The organism is Streptomyces sp. NPDC014889, from assembly GCF_043081205.1.
Lineage (GTDB): Bacteria > Actinomycetota > Actinomycetes > Streptomycetales > Streptomycetaceae > Streptomyces.
On the sequence record NZ_JBIBWH010000017.1, the window covers coordinates 22621 to 38449 of the forward strand.

General features: G+C 72.7%; 14 protein-coding genes and 1 pseudogene. 13 read left to right on the top strand and 2 right to left on the bottom strand.

What is annotated here, in order from left to right; translation table 11 throughout:
* Positions 1-371: 371 nt before the first annotated feature.
* From ACF09J_RS29465 to ACF09J_RS29495, 7 genes and pseudogenes are all read left to right on the top strand, one after another.
* On the top strand, positions 372-1910 hold the full coding sequence (locus ACF09J_RS29465; RefSeq protein WP_392308494.1) for an ATP-dependent DNA ligase: 1539 nt from the start codon (positions 372-374) through the stop codon (positions 1908-1910).
* Positions 1907-2392, top strand: coding sequence for an NUDIX domain-containing protein (locus tag ACF09J_RS29470; RefSeq protein WP_392308495.1), 486 nt, complete (start codon positions 1907-1909; stop codon positions 2390-2392). The genes ACF09J_RS29465 and ACF09J_RS29470 overlap by 4 nt, the downstream gene beginning before the upstream one ends.
* Positions 2393-2468: 76 nt before the next feature.
* On the top strand, positions 2469-3854 hold the full coding sequence (locus ACF09J_RS29475; protein WP_392308496.1) for an NADP-dependent succinic semialdehyde dehydrogenase: 1386 nt from the start codon (positions 2469-2471) through the stop codon (positions 3852-3854).
* A gap of 25 nt (positions 3855-3879) precedes the next feature.
* The gene (locus ACF09J_RS29480) at positions 3880-4119 is read left to right on the top strand and encodes a DUF6213 family protein (RefSeq protein WP_392308497.1); all 240 of its coding nucleotides are present in this window, start codon (positions 3880-3882) and stop codon (positions 4117-4119) included.
* 587 nt (positions 4120-4706) lie between these two features.
* Positions 4707-5774: pseudogene (locus ACF09J_RS29485) on the top strand (type III polyketide synthase); the annotation flags it as partial.
* Positions 5771-7000: a cytochrome P450 gene (locus ACF09J_RS29490; protein WP_392308498.1), complete on the top strand. Its 1230-nt coding sequence runs from the start codon at positions 5771-5773 to the stop codon at positions 6998-7000. The pseudogene ACF09J_RS29485 and the gene ACF09J_RS29490, both read left to right, overlap by 4 nt.
* Positions 7001-7007: 7 nt before the next feature.
* A complete protein-coding gene (locus tag ACF09J_RS29495; RefSeq protein WP_392308499.1) occupies positions 7008-7526 on the top strand; it encodes a cupin domain-containing protein in 519 nt (172 codons plus the stop codon).
* Positions 7527-7546: 20 nt separating this feature from the next.
* Here the strand turns inward: ACF09J_RS29495 and ACF09J_RS29500 are convergent, their stop codons facing one another.
* Positions 7547-8773, bottom strand: coding sequence for an acyl-CoA dehydrogenase family protein (locus ACF09J_RS29500; protein ID WP_392308500.1), 1227 nt, complete (start codon positions 8771-8773; stop codon positions 7547-7549).
* Positions 8774-8941: 168 nt separating this feature from the next.
* Between ACF09J_RS29500 and ACF09J_RS29505 the strand changes: the two genes are divergently transcribed.
* The gene (locus tag ACF09J_RS29505; RefSeq protein WP_392308501.1) at positions 8942-9574 is read left to right on the top strand and encodes a TetR family transcriptional regulator; all 633 of its coding nucleotides are present in this window, start codon (positions 8942-8944) and stop codon (positions 9572-9574) included.
* 477 nt (positions 9575-10051) lie between these two features.
* Here the strand turns inward: ACF09J_RS29505 and def are convergent, their stop codons facing one another.
* Positions 10052-10591 carry a peptide deformylase gene (def, locus tag ACF09J_RS29510; RefSeq protein ID WP_392308502.1) on the bottom strand — a complete coding sequence of 180 codons (540 nt, stop codon included), beginning with the start codon at positions 10589-10591 and terminating at the stop codon, positions 10052-10054.
* Between the two features lie 151 nt (positions 10592-10742).
* On the opposite strand from def, the gene ACF09J_RS29515 reads away from it, so the two are divergent.
* The 5 genes from ACF09J_RS29515 (at position 10743) to ACF09J_RS29535 (ending at position 15825) form a co-directional block, all read left to right on the top strand.
* Positions 10743-11981 carry a MurT ligase domain-containing protein gene (locus ACF09J_RS29515; RefSeq protein ID WP_392308503.1) on the top strand — a complete coding sequence of 413 codons (1239 nt, stop codon included), beginning with the start codon at positions 10743-10745 and terminating at the stop codon, positions 11979-11981.
* Positions 11982-12001: 20 nt separating this feature from the next.
* Entirely contained in the window at positions 12002-12733 is a 732-nt protein-coding gene (locus ACF09J_RS29520) for a type 1 glutamine amidotransferase (protein ID WP_392308504.1), read from the top strand.
* Positions 12734-12970: 237 nt separating this feature from the next.
* Positions 12971-13996, top strand: coding sequence for a 6-phosphofructokinase (locus tag ACF09J_RS29525; RefSeq protein WP_392308505.1), 1026 nt, complete (start codon positions 12971-12973; stop codon positions 13994-13996).
* Between the two features lie 121 nt (positions 13997-14117).
* Complete coding sequence (locus ACF09J_RS29530) at positions 14118-15068, top strand: cytochrome c oxidase assembly protein (protein ID WP_392308506.1); 951 nt, start codon at positions 14118-14120, stop codon at positions 15066-15068.
* 586 nt (positions 15069-15654) lie between these two features.
* A complete protein-coding gene (locus ACF09J_RS29535) occupies positions 15655-15825 on the top strand; it encodes a hypothetical protein (protein ID WP_392308507.1) in 171 nt (56 codons plus the stop codon).
* Positions 15826-15829: the final 4 nt, after the last annotated feature.

Here is a 15829-nt window from a genome sequence, read left to right on the forward strand (position 1 = left end):
CGCTCCGGTGCCGCCCTGAAGGTGGGCGGGGGCCCGCGGGCGGGCCCCCGCCCTTGGACCGGGCCGCGCCCGGCTCCAGGCCGCGCCCGGGTAGGCGAGGGTGCCCGGGTGCAAGACAGCACCGTGCGCACGGTGCAGCGCACGCGTGCACGGCAGCGCGCGCTGCGGCCGACGCCCGCGTGCAGAGGAACCCGTACGCCGCCGGCGCTTGACCTGCGGGCGTCGCCCTGCGGGTGGGCGGCGGCCCACGACCGGGTTGCCCACGTACGGGCGGGCGCCCCCGTGAACGGCGACGCCCTTGAACCGGGACGCGCCCGGCTAAAGGTCGGTGCCCGGGTGTAAGGCGGCGCCCTGCGTTGCACCATGGCTGCATGTTGCTTGCCCGGTTGGCTCAGGTGTCGCGGGAGGTGGCCGCGGCCTCGGCGCGGTCCCGGAAGACGGCTCTGCTCGCGGAGTTGTTCCGGGAGGCGGGGGCCGAGGACGTGCCGGTCGTCATCCCGTATCTGGCGGGACGGCTGCCGCAGGGGCGGCTCGGGGTGGGCTGGAAGGTGCTCGGGCGCCGGGTCGCCCCTGCCGCCGAGGCGTCGCTCACCGTGCGCGAGGTGGATGCCCGGCTGAGCGAGCTCGGCAAGGTCTCCGGCCCCGGTTCGCAGGCCGAACGCTCCCGGCTCGTCGGTGAGTTGATGGGCGCGGCGACCGAGGACGAACAGCGGTTCCTGCTGGGGCTGCTGACCGGGGAGGTCCGGCAGGGCGCGCTGGACGCCATCGCCGTCGATGCGCTGGCCGGGGCGACGGGCGCGCCCCCGGCGGACGTGCGGCGGGCGGTGATGCTGGCCGGATCGTTGCAGACGGTGGCGCAGGCGCTGCTCGCGGACGGCCCGCCGGCACTGGAGCGCTTCCGGCTCACCGTCGGCCGTCCGGTCCTGCCGATGCTGGCGCACAGCGCCTCCTCCGTGGCCGAGGCGGTGGAGAAGCTCGGCGCGTGCGCCGTCGAGGAGAAACTCGACGGCATCCGGGTGCAGGTCCACCGGGACGGCGACACCGTACGGGTGCACACCCGCACCCTGGACGACATCACCGACCGGCTGCCGGAACTGACGTCGGTGGCGAGGGAGTTGCGCGGCGACCGGTTCATCCTGGACGGCGAGGTCATCTCCCTCCGGGCGGACGGGCGGCCCCGCTCGTTCCAGGAGACCGCCGGGCGCGTGGGCTCGCGGGTCGACGTGGTGACGGCCGCCGAGGCCGTCCCGGTCTCCCCCGTCTTCTTCGACGCGCTGTCGGTCGGCGACCGCGACCTGCTCGACCTGCCGCTGACCGAGCGCCACGCCGAGCTGGCCCGTCTGGTGCCGGAGCCGATGCGGGTCAGGCGCACCCTGGTGTCCGGTCCCGGCGACGTGGGCGAGGCCGAACGGTTCCTGGCCGAGACCCTGCGGCGCGGCCACGAAGGTGTGGTCGTCAAGGCCCTCGGCGCCGCCTACAGCGCGGGCCGGCGCGGCGCGTCCTGGCTCAAGGTGAAGCCCGTGCACACCCTGGACCTGGTGGTCCTGGCCGCCGAGTGGGGCCACGGCCGCCGCACCGGCAAGCTGTCCAACCTGCACCTCGGCGCGCGCACCGCCGACGGCGGCTTCGCGATGCTCGGCAAGACGTTCAAGGGCATGACGGACGCGATGCTCGCCTGGCAGACCGAGCGGCTGCGCGGGCTCGCCGTCGAGGACGACGGCTGGGTGGTGACCGTACGACCCGAACTCGTCGTCGAGATCGCCTACGACGGCCTGCAGCGCTCCACCCGCTACCCGGCGGGCGTGACCCTCCGCTTCGCCCGGGTCGTGCGCTACCGCGAGGACAAGCGCCCCGAGGACGCCGACACCGTCACGACGCTGCTGGCTGCGCACCCGGAGATCGCGCCATGACCGCCCGGCGGGAGGCCCGGCGCGGCCGGCGCAGTGCCGGTCTGCTGCTGTTCCGGCGCTCCGGCGACGGCCTGGAGGTCCTCCTCGGACACATGGGCGGGCCCTTCTTCGCCCGGCGGGACGCGGGGGCGTGGACGGTCCCGAAGGGCGAGTACGAACCGGAGGAACCCGCCTGGGAGGCTGCCCGCCGCGAGTTCGAGGAGGAGCTCGGGCTGCCGCCTCCGGACGGGGCGGCCCTGCCGCTGGGCGAGGTCCGGCAGACGAACGGCAAGACGGTCACGGCCTGGGCCGTCGAGGGCGACCTCGACCCGGCGGCGGTCGTCCCCGGCACGTTCCTCATGGAGTGGCCGCCGCGGTCGGGGCGCACGCAGGAGTTCCCCGAGCTCGACCGGGTGGCGTGGCTCGGTCTCGACCGGGCCCGCCAGGTGATCGTCACGGCCCAGAGCGCGTTTCTCGACCGCCTGGCCGAGCACTCGCTCTGACGAGGGCCTCACGCGTTGCAATCGGCATCGCGGCGCGGGAAGGTCGAAGCACAGCCCGCCCCCAGGGAGGTCAGTCATGTCCATCGCCACGGTGAACCCGGCCAACGGCGAGACGCTCAAGACGTACGAGGCCTTGGGCGAGGAGGAGATCGAGCGCCGGCTCCAGCTCGCGCAGGCCACGTTCCGTACGTACCGGACGACGGCCTTCGCCGAGCGGTCCCGACTGATGAACAGGGCCGCCGCTCTCCTCGACGAGGACCAGGAGGACATCGCCCGTGTCATGACCACGGAGATGGGGAAGCCGGTCAAGCAGGCGCGCGCGGAGGCGGCGAAGTGCGCCAAGGCGATGCGCTGGTACGCCGAGCACGCCGAGGAGCTGCTCGCGGACGAGCGGCCCGCCGACTCGGACGTGAAGGACTCCGGGGCCTCCCGCGCCCTGGTCCGCTACCGGCCGCTCGGGCCGGTGCTGGCCGTCATGCCCTGGAACTTCCCGCTGTGGCAGGTGGTCCGCTTCGCCGCGCCCGCGCTGATGGCGGGCAACGTCGGCCTGCTCAAGCACGCCTCCAACGTGCCGCAGACGGCTCTGTACCTGGAGGACCTGTTCCACCGGGCGGGATTCCCCGAGGGCTGCTTCCAGACCCTGCTGATCGGCTCGGCGGCGGTCGACGACATCCTGCGCGACGAGCGGGTGAAGGCGGCCACCCTGACCGGTAGCGAGCCGGCCGGGCGGGCGGTGGCGTCCACCGCCGGGGAAATGATCAAGAAGACGGTGCTGGAGCTGGGCGGCAGCGACCCGTTCATCGTGATGCCGTCCGCCGACATCGACCGGGCCGCCGAGGTCGCGGTGACCGCGCGGGTGCAGAACAACGGCCAGTCCTGCATCGCGGCGAAGCGGTTCATCGTGCACACGGACGTCCACGACGCCTTCGCCGAGCGTTTCGTGGCCGGTATGAGGGCGCTGAGGATCGGCGATCCGTTGCGGGAGGACACCGAGGTCGGGCCGCTGTCCAGCGAGCGCGGGCGGGCCGATCTGGAGGAACTCGTCGACGACGCGCGCCGCGGCGGGGCCGGTGTGCTGTGCGGTGGCGAACGGCCCGACGGGCCCGGCTGGTACTACCCGCCGACCGTGCTGGCCGGCATCACCCGCGAGATGCGCATCCACCGCGAGGAGGCGTTCGGTCCGGTGGCCACGCTGTACCGGGCGACCGATCTCGACGAGGCGATTCTCATCGCCAACGACTCGCTCTTCGGGCTGAGTTCGAACGTCTGGACGGAGGACGAGACCGAGGTCGACCGCTTCGTACGGGACCTGGAGGCGGGCGGGGTGTACTTCAACGGGATGACCGCCTCGCACCCGGCGTTCCCGTTCGGCGGAGTGAAGCGGTCGGGGTACGGACGTGAGCTGTCCGGGCACGGAATCCGCGAGTTCTGCAACATCACCACCGTGTGGCACGGGGCGTGACACTTCCGCGGCTACGATCCCCTTTGTGAACCGCGAAGTGACTCTGCCTCTGATCGTCGACGACCGCGGTACCTTGCAGGTGGCGGCGGCCGACGTGAGCAAGCTGCTGCGCACGGTCGGCGGCCGGTGGCTGCGCCTGGTGGAGGCCGGCCAGGAGGGCCTCGACGAGGACACGGTGGCCGCCCTGACCATCGAACTGGCCAAGCTGGCCGACCGCATCGACGTGGCCTGCATCGCCCACAGCAGCGGCCCCACCTCCGGCTGACCGGCCGAACCGGACCGACTGGGCCGACTACGCCGACGACACGGCACCGGACCGACCGCCGCGGCCCGGCAGCCGCTTCAGCGTGCCTCGCCCAGCGCGCCCCCTGCCCTCGCCTCGCCTCGCCCGCAGCAGCGAACGCGCCTCCAGCCGACAGGCTCACCCGGCGCACCGGACTCGCCGCCGGGGCCCGGCGGGCGGTCGTGTCCGGGCGCGCTACCCGCGGTGCCGTTCGGCACGGGCGGTGGCTACTTCCGGGCGGATCGCCGCGTACTCCTGAAGGTGGACGGCGGCGGTCGGCCGGGGCGGTGTGAGGGGCGCGGGGGCGATCTTCGTGTGGTGGGGGCGGTGGCGCGGGTCGGACGGGGTGCCGGGCGGGGCGGTCGCAGGGCTGTGACCATGGGTTATGGGTGCGTGCGAGGGGGGCCGCCGACCGCCGGGGGCGAGCGCCGTGAGATCGGCGGCGTCGCCGGATTGGAGTAGTTCCGCGAGAAGATCGTCGCTCCTCCGGGTGATCGTAGATGGACCACCCTTCTGGGTGCACCACCCTCTGACCGGGGGGCAACCGGCCTTCCGGAAGGCGAAAGCAGGCACGGCTCATGGCGACTTTGTGCAGACCCTCGGTGTCCGTTCCAGAGCACGTGATCACGATGGAGGAGACGCTGGAGCTCGCGCGCTCCCGCCACGCGGACCACCCGCAACTCCCGCTGGCCCTCCGGCTCATCGAGAACACCGGTGTGCAGACCCGGCACATCGTCCAGCCCATCGAGGAGACCCTCAAGCACCCCGGCTTCGAGCAGCGCAACAAGCTCTACGAGCAGGAGGCGAAGGCCCGCGTCCCCGCCGTCATCCAGCGCGCGCTCGACGACGCCGAGCTCCGCACCAGGGACATCGATGTCATCATCTACGTCTCGTGCACGGGCTTCATGATGCCCTCGCTCACCGCGTGGCTGATCAACACGATGGAGTTCGAGTCGACCACCCGTCAGATCCCCATAGCCCAGCTGGGCTGTGCGGCCGGGGGCGCGGCGATCAACCGGGCCCACGACTTCTGCACGGCCTACCCCGACGCCAACGCGCTCATCGTCGCCTGCGAGTTCTGCTCGCTGTGCTACCAGCCCACCGACCTCGGCGTCGGCTCCCTGCTCTCCAACGGCCTGTTCGGCGACGGCATCGCCGCCGCCGTGGTCCGCGGCACCGGCGGCACCGGCGTCCGGCTGGAGCGCAACGGCTCCTACCTCATCCCCAAGACGGAGGAGTGGATCGCCTACGACGTCCGGGCGACCGGCTTCCACTTCCTGCTGGACAAGCGGGTGCCCGCCACCATGGAGCCACTCGCCCCGGCCCTCCAGGACCTGGCCGGAGTGCACGGCTGGGACGCGTCCGACCTGGACTTCTACGTCATCCACGCGGGCGGCCCCCGCATCCTGGACGACCTGAGCAAGTTCCTGAACGTCGAACCGCACGCGTTCCGGTTCAGCCGGGCCACGCTGACCGAGTACGGCAACATCGCCAGCGCCGTCGTCCTGGACGCGCTGCGCCGGCTGTTCGAGGAAGGCGGCCCCCAGGACGAGTCGCGCGGACTGCTCGCCGGGTTCGGCCCCGGCATCACCGCCGAGATGTCGCTCGGCTGCTGGCAGACCGGGGGCGGCGCATGACCGAGGAGACGCTCGTCGAGGAGGCGCGCACCAAGGCGGTGCCGCCGGTCCGGCCGTGGCCGGCGCTCGACCTGCCGGGCGTGGCCTTCGACCCGGTGCTCTCCGCGCTGATGGAGCAGGGCCCGGTCACCCGCGTCGAGCTGCCGGGCGGCGAGGGCTGGGGGTGGCTGGTGACCCGCGTGGAGGACGTGCGGACGGTCACCGACGACCCCCGGTTCAGCCGCGAGGCGGTCCTCGACCGGCAGGTCACCCCGCCGGCCCCGCACATCGTCCCGTCCCGCGGCGCGGTCGGCTTCCTCGACCCGCCCGACCACACCCGGCTGCGCCGCGCGGTCGCCCCCGCCCTCACCGCGCCCGGTGTCGAGCGGGTCCGGGACAGCGCCCGCCTGATGCTGGACGAACTGGTCGACGACCTGCTCGCCAACGGCCCGCCCGCCGACCTGACCGCCGAGGTGCTCAGCCCGTTCCCGGTCGCGGTGATCTGCGAGGTGTTGGGTGTGCCGGCCGCGGACCGGCAGGGCGTGCACGCCTGGACCCGGCTGATCCTGTCCTCCCCGCACGGCGCCGCCGTCAGCGAGCAGGCCAAGGAGGAGATGGGCACGTACTTCGCCGAACTCCTCGACGCCCGCGCGGACAGCGCGGGGGAGGACATCGCCTCGCTGCTCGGGACCGCCGTGGCACGCCGAGAGGTCGGCCTGCAGGAGGCCGTGGGGCTAGCGGTCCTGCTCCAGATCGGCAGCGAGGCGGTCACCTGCAACAACGGGCAGATGTTCTACCTCCTGCTGGCCCGTCCCGAGCTGGCCGACCGGCTGCGCGCGGACCGGGACATCCGCCCTCGGGCCGTCGACGAGCTGCTGCGCTACATCCCGCACCGCAACGTGGTCGGGCTGTCCCGGATCGCCCTGGAGGACGTGGAGATCGACGGAGTGCGGATCCGGGCGGGCGACGCGGTCTACGTGTCGTACCTGGCCGCCAACCGCGACCCGGACGTCTTCCCCGACGCCCGGACGATCGACCTCGCGCGCAGCCCGAACCCGCACGTGGCCTTCGGCTTCGGCCCGCACTACTGCCCGGGCGGCCCACTGGCCCGGATGGAGGCGGAGTTGCTGATCGACGCCCTGCTGGACCGGGTGCCGAACATGAGGCTCGCGGTGCCCCCGGAACAAGTGCCCTTCAGGCAGGGCGCGCCGATCCGCGGGCCCGAGGCCCTGCCGGTGGCGTGGTGATCCGGCCATGTCCACGGAAGGACTGCTCGTACCGCCGGGCCAGGGCCGTATCGTCGAGGCGCCGGCCCAGCGGGTGACGTTCAAGGTGACCGGCACGCACTCGCGGGCGGCCTCCACCTTCGAGGTGGAGGTCCCCCCGGGCTTCGACGTCGGCGCCCATGTGCACACGCGCAGCGAGGAGTTGTTCTACGTGCTCGAGGGCGAGCTGGACGTGCTCGCCTTCGAGCCGCGGATCCGGACCCCCGACCACTGGCAGCGGTGGGAGTCCTCCTCCGGCAACCGTGTGGTGCGGGCGACCCCGGGGACGGTCATCGTCGTCCCGCCGGGCTGCCCGCACGCCTTCGCCAACCCCACCGACACCCCTGCCAAGATGTTCTTCCAGGCGTCTCCGCCGCCGGACCACGAGCGGTACTTCGAGGAACTGCTGGAGATCCTGGGGAACGGGGGCCCGCCGGACCACGCGGCGATCGAGGCCCTCAGAAAGCGCTACGACATCGAGCAACTGACGCCGTTGCGGCACCGTTAGCCTTCCGGCGTCGGGCACCGTCAGCGGATCGGCATGCCCGAGATCGTGCGGGAGATCACCAGCCGCTGGATCTCGCTGGTCCCTTCGAAAATGGTGTAGATCGCAGCGTCGCGGTGCATCCGCTCCACCGGGTACTCCCGTGTGTAGCCGTTGCCGCCGAGGATCTGGATGGCCTGGGCCGTGACCTTCTTCGCGGTCTCGCTGGCGAACAGCTTGGACATCGAGCCCTCGGCGGCTTCGAACGGCCTGCCGTTGATCGCCATCCACGAGGCCCGCCAGACCAGCAGCCGGGCGGCGTCGATCTGCGTGCGCATGTCGGCGAGCTGGAAGGCGACGCCCTGGTTGTCGATGATCGGCCGGCCGAACTGCTCGCGCGTCCTGGCGTAGTCGAGGGCGACCTCGTAGGCGGCCCTGGCGGTGCCGACCGCCATGGCGCCGACGGCGGGCCGGGACGCCTCGAAGGTGGCCATCGCCGCGTTCTTGACCCGGTCCCCGCCCTTGCGGGCCTTCTCCCGGGCGCGGGCGAGCCGCTCGTCCAGCTTCTCCTTGCCGCCGAGCAGGCAGGACCCGGGGACCCGTACGCCGTCCAGGACCACCTCGGCGGTGTGCGAGGCGCGGATGCCGTGCTTCCTGAACTTCTGGCCCTGCGTCAGTCCCGGTGTGCCCGGCGGGACGATGAAGGAGGCATGCCCCTTGGAGCCGAGTCCGGGGTCCACGGAGGCGACCACCACGTGCACGTTGGCGATGCCGCCGTTGGTCGCCCAGGTCTTGGTGCCGTTGATCACCCACTCGTCCTTGGCCTCGTCGTACACCGCGCGGGTGCGCATCGAGGCCACGTCGGAGCCGGCGTCGGGCTCGGAGGAGCAGAAGGCGGCGACCTTCACATCACTCGGGTCGCCGTACATCTGCGGGATCCAGGTGCCGATCTGCTCCTCGGTGCCGTTGGCGAGGACGCCCACGGCGGCGAGGCCGGTGCCGACGATGGACAGGGCGATGCCGGCGTCGCCCCAGAACAGCTCCTCCATGGCCATCGGGATGCCGAGGCCGGTGGCGTCGAAGTACTGCTGGGCGTAGAAGTCGAGGGAGTAGATGCCGACCTTGGCGGCCTCCTGGATGACCGGCCAGGGGGTCTCCTCGCGCTCGTCCCACTCGGCGGCGGCGGGGCGGATCACATCGGCCGCGAAGCCGTGCAGCCAGTCCCTGACCTCCTTCTGCTCGTCGTTGAGCTCCATGGTGAACTCGGCCATGTCCCCTCCAGCGCACACCTGCGTGTTACTTGCGGTAACCGTACTGTGTTACCGACCGGTAGAGAAAGTCAACTCCCGACGGTTCCCCGGCAGCCCGTTCGAGGCATCCGGCCCCGTCAGTGTTACTTTGCGCAGGCGTCACCGAACCAGCACGGGTGGGGAGATCTCATGGACACCAGGCAGCGGAGCGATCAGCAGCGGTCCGCCGACCGCCGACGGCGCGAGCTGCTGGAGGCCGCCGACCGGGTGGTGCTGCGCGACGGCCCGCACGCGTCGATGAACGCCATCGCCGCCGAGGCCGGCATCACCAAGCCGATCCTCTACCGCCACTTCGGCGACAAGGGCGGGCTGTACGCCGCCCTCGCCCAGCGGCACACCGACGCCCTGCTCGACTCCCTGCGGGCCGCGCTGGACGCCCCCGCGGAACGGCGGGAACGCGTGGAGTCGACGCTGGACACCTACCTGGCGGCCATCGAGGCCCGCCCGCAGGTCTACCGCTTCCTGATGCACCCGGCGGAGGGCGGCCAGGGCTTCGACGTCGGCAAGCACTCCGCCCCGCTGCTGCGCCGCATGGGCGAGGAGCTGGCCCGGGTCATCGAGGAGCGGCTGGACCTGGGACCGTCCGGACAGCAACTGGCCCGTGTGTGGGGCCACGGCATCGTCGGCATGATGCACGCGGCCGGCGACTGGTGGCTGGGCGAGCGGCCGTGCCCGCGGGCGGAACTGGTCCGCAGCCTGGCGGACCTGCTGTGGGGACGGCTGGCGGCGGTCGGCGACAAGGTGGGCGGCCCCGGGTTCTGACCGGCGGGAACGGCGCCCGACACGGTACGGCGCCACCAGAACACGACCACGCGACGCGGCACCCGCGACCGGACACGCCACCGAAACACGACCACGCCACGCAGCATCCACCACCGCACGACGCCACCACGGGACACGACCGCGCCGCCGGGCACCCGTCACCATGTGGCGGCGCCACGGGACACGACCGCGCCGCGCCCGCCGCCCTGCGCCACCATCGCGCGGCACGACCGTACGAGGCAGCGCCCACCGCCCTACGGCGCCACCGGAACACAACCACGCCACGCAGCACCCGCCACCACACGACGCCACCACGGGACACGACCGCGCCGCCGGGCACCCGTCACCATGTGGCGGCGCCACGGGACGCGGCCGTACGGCGCTTCGGCCCGGTCGCCGTCCTCGCCGCGCTCGGGCAGCCGGCGGTGCGCGGTTCCCGGGCGGCGGCTCATCGTCCCCGCGGCCCCGCGCGGCGGCTCACCGCCCCCACGCTGCCCGCGCGGCCTGCCGCAGCAGCCGGCCGCGCCGCCATCCCGTGAGGCGGTCGGCGTAGACCCGGCCGTCGAGGTGGTCGCACTCGTGCTGGAGGCAGCGCGCGAAGAACCCCGTCCCGTGCACGGTGACCGGCTCCCCGGTCACCGTGAAGCCCTCGACGACCGCGTGGTCGTGGCGTTCCGTCCCCGCCTCCAGGCCCGGCAGGGACAGACAGCCCTCCGGCCCGCGGATCACCACGCCGTCCGCCTCCACCAGCCGCGGATTGACCAGATGGCCGAGGTGGCGCACGTCCTCGTCGTCCGGGCAGTCGTACACGAAGACCCGCAGCGGCAGCCCGATCTGGTTCGCGGCGAGGCCCACGCCGCGCGCCGCGTACATGGTCGCGAACAAGTCCTCCACCACCCGGGACAGTTCGGGACCAAAGTCGGTGACCTCCTCGCAGGGGGCGTGCAGAACGGGGCTGCCGAGCAGGGAAAGGGGCCGGACGCGCCCGCGGGCGCCCGGGATCGAGCCGTGTCGCATGGCGGCAAGGGTACGGTTCCCTGTGCCCCTGCCTGCCGCGTCGGCATGGGCCGGGATTCGGGAGCGTCAACGGATCTCGATAGGCTGAGGTCCACACCACGTTGCCGGATGACCCAGGACGCGGCGCGTACGCAAGGAGGATCGAGAACTGATGGCAGGCAACTCGGACCCGCTCACGCCGCGGGCCAAGCTGGCCGTGACCGCGGGCAAGGCGGTCGCCGCGGCATCGCGTGCAGCGGGACGCGGCAGCGGTTCGGTGATCGGCGGTCGGGTGGCCCTCAAGCTCGACCCCGATCTGCTCGCACGGCTCGCCCAGCACCTGGACGTGATCCTGGTCTCGGCGACGAACGGCAAGACCACCACCACCCGGCTCATCGCCGAGGCGCTGCGGGCCGCGGGCCCGGTCGTCTCCAACGCGCTCGGCGCGAACATGCCCGCGGGCATCACCTCGGCGCTGGCCGGCGGCTCGGACGCCAAGTTCGGCGTGATAGAGGTCGACGAGAAGTACCTCGCGGGCGTGGCCCGTGACACCGACCCCAAGTGCATCGCGCTGCTCAACCTCTCCCGCGACCAGCTCGACCGGGCCGGCGAGACCCGCATGCTCGCCGAGAACTGGCGTGAGGCGCTCAGCGGCTCCAAGTCCGTGCTCGTCGCCAACTGCGACGACCCGCTGGTGGTGTGGGCGGCGTCCTCGTCCCCCAACGTGGTCTGGGTGGCGGCCGGGCAGATGTGGAAGGACGACGCCTGGTCCTGCCCCGCCTGCGGCGGAGTGATGCAGCGCCCGGGCGACGACTGGTACTGCGGCGAGTGCGGCTTCCGCCGGCCCACCCCCACCTGGGCCCTGTCCGGCGACCACGTCCTCGACCCGCACGGCTCGGCCTGGCCGATCCACCTGCAGCTGCCGGGCCGCGCCAACAAGGCCAACGCCGCTTCCTCGGCGGCCGTCGCCGCCGTCTTCGGGGTGCCGCCGCAGGTCGCCCTGGAGCGGATGTACCAGGTGCAGGCGGTCGCCGGCCGCTACGACGTCGTGCAGTTCCAGGGCCGCGACCTGCGCCTGCTGCTGGCGAAGAACCCGGCCGGCTGGCTGGAGACGTTCTCCCTGATCGACCCGCCGCCCACCCCGGTCATCCTGTCGGTCAACGCGCGCAGCGCCGACGGCACCGACACCTCCTGGCTGTGGGACGTCGACTACACGCGGCTGACCGGTCACCCGCTCTTCGTGCTCGGGGACCGGAAGCTGGACCTCGCGGTGCGTCTGGAGGTCGCGGGCCAGCAGTTCCAGGTCTGCGAGAGCCTGGACCAGGCCGTGCAGCAGGCCCCGCCGGGCCGGATCGAGGTCATCGCCAACTACACCGCGTTCCAGGACCTGCGCCGCCGCGTCGGCAACTGACCACAAAGGACGACCACTTCATGAGCGACAACCAACTGCGGCTGGTGTGGATCTACCCGGACCTGCTCAGCACGTACGGCGACCAGGGCAACGCCCTCGTGGTGGAGCGCCGGGCCCGCCAGCGCGGCCTGGACGTGGCCCGTCTCGACGTGCGCAGCGACCAGCCGATCCCGACCTCCGGCGACATCTACCTGATCGGCGGCGGCGAGGACCGGCCGCAGCGGCTGGCGGCGGAGCGGCTGCGCCGCGACGGCGGTCTGCACAAGGCGGTGGAGAACGGCGCGATCGTCTTCTCGGTCTGCGCCGGGTACCAGATCCTCGGCCACGAGTTCGTCAACGACCTCGGCCAGCGCGAGCCGGGGCTCGGTCTGCTCGACGTCGTGTCGGTGCGCGGTGAGGGCGAGCGGTGCGTGGGCGACGTGCTGGGCGACGTCGACGCGCGGCTCGGCCTGCCCCCGCTGACCGGATTCGAGAACCACCAGGGCGTCACCCACCTCGGCCCCACCGCCCGCCCGTTCGCGCAGGTCCGCATGGGCCGGGGCAACGGCACGGGCGACGGCACGGAGGGCGCGTACAACGACACCGTCTTCGGCACGTACATGCACGGGCCGGTGCTGGCCCGCAACCCGCTGATCGCGGACCTGCTGCTGAAGCTGGCGCTCGACGTGAACGCGCTGCCGCCGATCGACGACCACTGGTACGAGGCGCTGCGCAACGAGCGCATCGCGGCGGCGCAGCAGCAGCCCGCGTAGGAACGGCCGCTCAGCACCCCGTGCGGGACCGTCGCGCGCGCCGGAACAGGGCCGCGGCGGCCCGCGGGGACGGCCCCGGCGAGAGCCCGTCTGACACGGTGTCCGCACAGGTGAGCGGGCCCGTCCAGCAGGCGGACGCACGGTTCGGCCCCACCGCCCGGTGCCGCTAGGGTGGCGGGGACCGACCGGACAGTGTGGTCCGGTCCCCGCGCCCATGTTGAGAAGGTTATTCGGGCTATGCGCATTGGCGTCCTCACCTCCGGCGGCGACTGTCCCGGCCTGAACGCCGTCATCCGGTCCGTCGTGCACCGTGCCGTCGTCGATCACGGCGACGAGGTCATCGGCTTCCGCGACGGCTGGAAGGGTCTCCTGGAGTGCGACTACCTCAAGCTCGACCTCGACGCGGTGAGCGGCATCCTCGCCCGCGGCGGGACCATCCTCGGCTCCTCCCGGGTCCGTCCCGAGCATCTGCGGGACGGCGTGCAGCGGGCCAGGGGCCATGTCGAGGAACTGGGGCTCGACGCGATCATCCCGATCGGCGGTGAGGGCACGCTCAAGGCGGCCCGGCTGCTCTCGGACAACGGCCTGCCGATCGTCGGCGTGCCCAAGACCATCGACAACGACATCGCGGTCACGGACCTCACCTTCGGCTTCGACACCGCCGTGACCGTCGCCACCGAGGCCCTGGACCGGCTGAAGACCACCGCCGAGTCGCACCAGCGGGTGCTGATCGTGGAGGTCATGGGCCGTCACACCGGCTGGATCGCGCTCCACTCCGGCATGGCCGCCGGCGCCCACGCCATCGTCGTCCCCGAACGCCCCTTCGACATCGAGGAGTTGGCGGCGAAGGTCGGCGAGCGGTTCGCGGCGGGCAAGCGGTTCGCGATCGTCGTGGCCGCGGAGGGCGCCAAACCCAGGGCGGGCTCCATGGACTTCGACGAGGGCGGCAAGGACGTCTACGGCCACGAGCGGTTCGCGGGCGTCGCCCGGCAGCTCGCCCTCGAACTGGAGGACCGGCTCGGCAAGGAGGCCCGGCCGGTGATCCTCGGGCACGTGCAGCGCGGCGGCACGCCGACGGCGTACGACCGGGTGCTGGCGACCCGCTTCGGCTGGCACGCCGTGGAGGCGGTGCACCGCGGGGAGTTCGGCCGGATGACGGCGCTGCGCGGCACGGACATCGTGATGGTGTCCCTGGCCGAGGCGGTGGCGACCCTCAAGACGGTCCCCGCGGAGCGGTACGCCGAGGCGGAGTGCGTGCTGTAGAACACGCGGCACGTCCCCACCGCCCCCGGTCGCAGACGCGGCCGGGGGCGGCTCTAGTCTGGGTGCGGACAGACAGCTGTGGACAGACAGCGCACAATCCCCACGAATCAGGAGCCGGCGGATGGATCACAGCGGGCACGGCATGATGCACGATCTGCCGCCGTTCACGCTGGGACGCGGTCTGGAGTGGTCTCCGGACCCGTTCTTCCTGGTCGCCTGCCTGCTGGGGCTCGGCCTGTACGGCTGGGGTGTGGTGCGGCTGCGGCGGCGCGGGGACGCCTGGCCGGTGGGCCGGACGGTGGCCTACGTCATCGGTGTGCTGACCGTGGCCCTGGTGATGTGCACCAAGCTGAACGACTACGGCATGGTCATGTTCAGCGTGCACATGGTCCAGCACATGATCATCAGCATGCTGTCGCCGATCCTGATCCTGCTCGGCGGCCCGATCACGCTGGCGCTGCGCGCGCTGCCGGTGGCCGGGCGGGGCCGCAAGGGGCCGCGTGAGCTGCTCCTCGTGCTGCTGCACAGCCGGTACCTGCGGGTGGTCACGCACCCCGCCTTCACCATCCCGGTGTTCGTGGCGAGCCTGTACGCCCTGTACTTCACTCCGATCTTCGACTTCCTGATGGGCTCGCGGGCCGGGCACATCGCGATGATGGTGCACTTCCTCGCGGTGGGCCTGGTGTTCTTCTGGCCGATCATGGGCGTGGACCCGGGCCCGAACCGGCCTGGTTATCTCATGCGGATGCTGGAGCTGTTCGCCGGCATGCCGTTCCACGCGTTCTTCGGCATCGCGCTGATGATGGGGACCACGCCCATGGTCGGCACGTTCATGAACCCGCCCGCCTCCCTCGGCATCGACGCCCTGACCGACCAGAACGCGGCCGGCGGCATCGCCTGGGCGTTCAGCGAGATCCCCTCGGTCCTGGTGCTGCTCGCGCTGCTCTTCCAGTGGTACAGCTCCGAACAGCGCCAGGCCCGCCGCAAGGACCGCGCCGCGGACCGCGACGGCGACAAGGAACTCGAGGCGTACAACGCGTACCTGGCGTCCTTGAACGCACGGGGCAACTGAGCCCGGCAGCATCCGGACGGCCCAGGGGCGCGGCATCTCTGCCGCGCCCCCCGGACCATTCACGTCCACGCGGACCCGCGGCCCCGGCCGGCGCCCCGTCCGGCCCGCCGCCCGGCGCAGCGGGCCATCAGCCGCGAGAGCCCGGCCCGACGCCGCGGTCGGTCCACCCCCGCCGACCGGCACACCCTCGCGGTCCATCCTTCCCCCGAAGCCACGGCCGGGTACCGCGGGCACTTCCGCGCCGACTCCATCGTCCGCGACGCCGAGCTGCTGCTCGGGTTCCTGGCGGCGACCGGCCGTGGGGCCTCGGCACACCGCCCGGGCCTGCGGCTCGCCGCCGAGGTCCGTGCCGGTCCCCCGCGGACCCCTCGCTCCCGGCCGGCAGTCCCGCGTCGCCTTCCGGAGGCCCCGCCGCGGCCCGTGCCCGGCCGCCGTCGCCCGGCTCCGGGCGCTGCCGGGCCCCGGAAATCCGGCCCGGGGCGGTGGCCTGGGGTGGGGGTGAGCGTGGAAGCGGCCTGTTGTAGGGGATGCCAAGGGGCCGAACCGGGGCACCATGGAGGGAACGGACCAGGAGGAGGGTGCCGCGATGCACGGTTCCACGGACGGTTCCACGAAGACGATGGGGGCGCTCACCGTCGGCGCGCTCGTCGCGGTGACGGCCTACACGGTGGCGCTCGGCGGAAACGGCTGGCTGTGGTTCGGCTGGGTCGTGCTGGGCCTGGTGACGCTGGGTCTTGTGGTCACCCGCGGCACCTGAGGGG

Bases quoted from the DNA above. Each gene is read 5' to 3' on its own strand.
- ACF09J_RS29465 (WP_392308494.1), top strand. From the start codon at position 372: ATGTTGCTTGCCCGGTTGGCTCAGGTGTCGCGGGAGGTGGCCGCGGCC.
- ACF09J_RS29470 (WP_392308495.1), top strand. From the start codon at position 1,907: ATGACCGCCCGGCGGGAGGCCCGGCGCGGCCGGCGCAGTGCCGGTCTG.
- ACF09J_RS29475 (WP_392308496.1), top strand. From the start codon at position 2,469: ATGTCCATCGCCACGGTGAACCCGGCCAACGGCGAGACGCTCAAGACG.
- ACF09J_RS29490 (WP_392308498.1), top strand. From the start codon at position 5,771: ATGACCGAGGAGACGCTCGTCGAGGAGGCGCGCACCAAGGCGGTGCCG.
- ACF09J_RS29495 (WP_392308499.1), top strand. From the start codon at position 7,008: ATGTCCACGGAAGGACTGCTCGTACCGCCGGGCCAGGGCCGTATCGTC.
- ACF09J_RS29500 (WP_392308500.1), bottom strand. From the start codon at position 8,773: ATGGCCGAGTTCACCATGGAGCTCAACGACGAGCAGAAGGAGGTCAGG.
- ACF09J_RS29505 (WP_392308501.1), top strand. From the start codon at position 8,942: ATGGACACCAGGCAGCGGAGCGATCAGCAGCGGTCCGCCGACCGCCGA.
- def (WP_392308502.1), bottom strand. From the start codon at position 10,591: ATGCGACACGGCTCGATCCCGGGCGCCCGCGGGCGCGTCCGGCCCCTT.
- ACF09J_RS29515 (WP_392308503.1), top strand. From the start codon at position 10,743: ATGGCAGGCAACTCGGACCCGCTCACGCCGCGGGCCAAGCTGGCCGTG.
- ACF09J_RS29520 (WP_392308504.1), top strand. From the start codon at position 12,002: ATGAGCGACAACCAACTGCGGCTGGTGTGGATCTACCCGGACCTGCTC.
- ACF09J_RS29525 (WP_392308505.1), top strand. From the start codon at position 12,971: ATGCGCATTGGCGTCCTCACCTCCGGCGGCGACTGTCCCGGCCTGAAC.
- ACF09J_RS29530 (WP_392308506.1), top strand. From the start codon at position 14,118: ATGGATCACAGCGGGCACGGCATGATGCACGATCTGCCGCCGTTCACG.
- ACF09J_RS29535 (WP_392308507.1), top strand. From the start codon at position 15,655: ATGCACGGTTCCACGGACGGTTCCACGAAGACGATGGGGGCGCTCACC.